This window comes from Bradyrhizobium sp., assembly GCF_036735945.1.
GTDB lineage: Bacteria > Pseudomonadota > Alphaproteobacteria > Rhizobiales > Xanthobacteraceae > Bradyrhizobium.
The window spans coordinates 1-3,873 of sequence record NZ_DAINNI010000226.1 but is presented as its reverse complement, the minus strand read 5'-3'; the positions used below and the strand labels follow the sequence as shown (position 1 = coordinate 3,873).

The following is a 3,873-nucleotide window of genomic DNA, read 5'->3' as shown; positions in this document are numbered from 1 at the left end:
AGCGTGATCGAGCGCTTGTTGTGGTTCAGCATGGTGAAATACAGGCTGTCCACGTTCGGGATGTCCTGCAACTGGCCGCGGGTGATGTCGCCGACGCCCGGGCGCTCGACCTTGATCACGTCTGCGCCGAACCAGGCCAGCAGTTGCGTGCAGGTCGGACCCGACTGGACGTGGGTGAAATCGAGAATGCGAACGCCCGTAAGCGCCTTTGTCATCGTGTTTGCTCCGTACTGTGTCTGTCTGCCCTGCGTGTGCAGGATGAAATGGGTTGAAGTCAGCTATTTCTTTTTCAGAACGCTTTGCGGGTTGAGGTTGCCGATGCGGCCGCTTTCCGAACCGGCGGCCGGGTCGATCACGGCATTGATCAGCGTCGGCTTACCGGAATCCATCGCCTCGTTGACGGCGCGCTTGAGTTCGTCCGGTGAGGTGGCGTTGACGCCGACGCCGCCGAAAGCCTCCATCATCTTGTCGTAGCGCGCGCCCTTCACGAACACGGTCGTTGCCGGATCGGAGTTCGCCTTGTTGACGTCGGTGCCGCGATAGATGCCGTCATTGTTGAAGATGACGACGCAGATCGGCAGATTGTAGCGGCAGATCGTCTCGATCTCCATGCCGGAGAAGCCGAACGCGCTGTCGCCCTCGACCGCGAGCACGGGATGGCCGGTCTCGAGCGCGGCGCCAATCGCCTGACCCATGCCGATGCCCATCACGCCCCAGGTGCCGACGTCGAGGCGCTTGCGCGGCTTGTACATGTCGATGACGCCGCGGGCGAGGTCGAGCGTGTTGGCGCCTTCGTTGACGAGGATGGCGTCGGGACGCTCCTTGATGACATTCTTCAGAACGCCGAGCGCGCCGTGATAATCCATCGGCGACTTGTTGTTCATCAGCTTCGGCGCCATCTTGGCGACGTTCTCTTCGCGCTTCGATGATACCGCCTTGGTCCAGTCGGCGGACGGGGCGGTCCAGCCAGCGCCCATCGCCTGCACGAAGGCGGAGACGCAGGAGCCGATATCGCCGACCACGGGCGCTGATATCTCGACGTTGGAATCCATTTCCTTCGGCTCGATGTCGACCTGGATGAACTTCTTCGGCGCGTCACCCCAGGTCTTGCCCTTGCCGTGCGAGAGCAGCCAGTTGAGCCGGGCGCCAATCAGCATCACGACGTCGGACTCTTTCAGCACCGTGGAGCGGGCAGCGCCTGCGCATTGCGGATGGGTGTCGGGCAACAGGCCCTTGGCCATGCTCATCGGCAGGAACGGCACGCCGCTCTTCTCGACGAAATTCTTTATTTCCTCATCGGCCTGCGCATAGGCCGCGCCCTTGCCGAGAATGATCAGCGGGCGCTTGGCAGCCTTGAGCACGTCGAGCGCGCGCTTGACGGAGGCGGGGGCGGGAATCTGCGACGGAGCCGCATCGATCACCTTGACCAGCGACCGCTCGCCGGCGGCCGCATCCATCACCTGGCCGAACAGTTTTGCCGGCAAGTCGAGATAGACGCCGCCCGGACGTCCGGAGACGGCGGCGCGGATCGCGCGTGCGAGACCGATGCCGATGTCCTGGGCGTGCAGCACGCGATAGGCCGCCTTGCACAGCGGCTTTGCGATCGCGAGTTGGTCCATCTCTTCATAGTCACCCTGCTGCAGGTCGACGATCTCGCGCTCGGAGGAGCCCGAGATCAGGATCATCGGGTAGCAGTTGGTGGTGGCGTGGGCCAGCGCGGTCAGGCCGTTGAGAAAACCCGGCGCCGAAACGGTGAGACACACGCCGGGCTTCCTGGTCAGGAAGCCGGCGATGCCCGCGGCGTAGCCGGCGTTCTGCTCGTGACGGAAGGAGATGACGCGGATGCCGGCGGCCTGCGCCATGCGGCCCAAATCCGTGATCGGGATACCCGGCACATTATAGATGGTGTTGATGCCGTTGAGCTTGAGCGCATCGATGACGAGATGAAAGCCATCGGTCAGCTCTTGCTCGGTGCCCGGTGCTTCGGACTTGGTCGCGGTATTCAGCATGGGCTTCATCTCCCTGATCGTGTGGTTTTGGACGATTTTTGGTCGTCTTCTGGTGCGAAGTTGCGTGCCTTAAGTGAACAGTTCCTGCCCGTGCGTCTCGACGTAGGTGGCAAGTCCGAGCGTGTGGTCGCGCGCGAGCTTTTCGGCAAGTTCGGTGTCGCGTGCTTCCAGCGCTTCGATGATGCCGAGATGCTCGGGCAGCGAGGTCGCGGTGCGGTCCTTCCGCCCGATGGTCAATTGGCGGTAGCCGCGCACGTGCAAAAGGATATCGTTGGTCATATCCACCAGCACCTGCGACTCCGAAAGCGAGATCAGCGCCTGGTGGAAGGCGATATTGGCCTTGGAGTACTCTTCGACATGGTCCTGCGGCAGGCGGTCCTTGCCAAAATCCTTGAAGAAGTCGCGCAGCGCCGTGATGTCCTTCTTGCGCGCGGTGGTGGTGATCAGGCGCGCGGCCATGCTCTCGAGCGCGGCCCAGGCGCGGATCATGTCGACGATCTCGGCCTTGGTGCGGCGGACCACGACGATGCCACGGCGCGGCACGGTTTTGACGAAGCCGTCCTGCTCCAGCATCGCGATGGCTTCGCGAATGGGGGTGCGGCTGACGCCGAGACGTTCGGACAACGCGCGCTCGTCGAGCATCACCGGCTCGGGCGTCGCATAGATATCCATCTTGAGAATGGCTTCCTTCAAGGCCTCATAGGCCTTGTTCTTGAAGCTCGTCTCAGGGGCAATCCGGACGATTGCAATATCTGCTTCGGCCATGACAGGCGGCGCCTTGGTTTGTTTACGTGCGGGCACGACTCGTCTCCTCCCTGTTTTGGAGAGGTCTTCTTAGCAGAAGAAATGCCCGAATATTTTTGGCATACCAAATACCAGAATGTCAAGATGCTCGAGTTTTCGCTGTTTCTGCGCGATAGTTTGTCTTGACAATCCAATCTCTGGCATACCAAATGCCATAAAATTAGCCCCAGGAGGAAGCCAATGTCAAATTCTGCAGATGCGGCCCGCAAGATCGCCGAGCCGGGTGCCCACGAGGCTGTCCGCCGGGTGCTCGACACGGTGAAGGCCGAGAAGCGCACCAGCCTCACCGCGCCGGAAGGCAAGCTGGTGTGCGATGCCTATGGCATCCCGGTTCCGAAGGAAGGCGTGGCCAAATCTGCCGCTGATGCGTCCAAACTCGCAACGGGCATGGGCTTTCCGGTCGTGATGAAGATCGTCTCGCCCGACATTCTCCACAAGACGGAGGCGGGCGGCGTTGTGGTCGGCCTCAAGACCGCGGCCGATGCCGAAAAGGCTTACGAGACCATTCTCGCCAATGCCAAGAAGTACAAGGCCGATGCCAGGATCGAGGGTGTGCAGGTGCAGCAGATGCTGGCCGGCGGCACCGAGGTCATCGTCGGTTCCATCACCGACGGCTCGTTCGGCAAGCTGGTGGCGTTCGGCCTCGGCGGCGTGCTGGTCGAAGTATTGAAGGACATCACCTTCCGTCTCGCGCCCGCGACGAAGGAAGACGCGCTGTCGATGCTCGACGGCGTCCAGGCCCACGACATGCTGAAGGGCGTGCGCGGCGGCGATCCGGTCAACCGCGATGCGCTGGCCGACGTCATCGTCAAGGTCTCGCAGCTCGTCAGCGATTTCCCCGAAATCGTCGAGCTCGACCTCAACCCGGTATTCGCCACCAAGAAGGACGCGATTGCCGCCGACGTGCGCATCGTCGTCCACTTCGACTACAAGCCGCGCCCGGCGCCGCGTCCGACCGAAGAAATCGTAGCGGCGATGAACCGCATCATGCAGCCGAAAGCCGTTGCCGTGATCGGCGCCTCCGCCGAGGACGGCAAGATCGGCAACTCCGTGATGAAGA

At 62.2% G+C, this 3,873-nt stretch carries 4 protein-coding genes; 1 reads left to right on the top strand and 3 read right to left on the bottom strand.

All coding sequences use genetic code 11. The features are described from left to right. The 3 genes from V7E26_RS29555 to V7E26_RS29545 form a co-directional block, all read right to left on the bottom strand. On the bottom strand, nt 1–215 hold a 215-nt coding region (locus V7E26_RS29555; protein WP_324422920.1), incomplete at its 3' end, for a CoA transferase. 63 nt (nt 216–278) lie between these two features. Next, nucleotides 279–2,009 (bottom strand): oxalyl-CoA decarboxylase, encoded by a 1,731-nt coding sequence (gene oxc, locus V7E26_RS29550; RefSeq protein ID WP_324422919.1) that lies wholly within the window; start codon nt 2,007–2,009, stop codon nt 279–281. A gap of 69 nt (nt 2,010–2,078) precedes the next feature. After that, nucleotides 2,079–2,774 (bottom strand): GntR family transcriptional regulator, encoded by a 696-nt coding sequence (locus tag V7E26_RS29545; protein WP_442893506.1) that lies wholly within the window; start codon nt 2,772–2,774, stop codon nt 2,079–2,081. A gap of 219 nt (nt 2,775–2,993) precedes the next feature. Between V7E26_RS29545 and V7E26_RS29540 the strand changes: the two genes are divergently transcribed. Beyond that, on the top strand, nt 2,994–3,873 hold an 880-nt coding region (locus V7E26_RS29540), incomplete at its 3' end, for an acetate--CoA ligase family protein (RefSeq protein ID WP_324422917.1).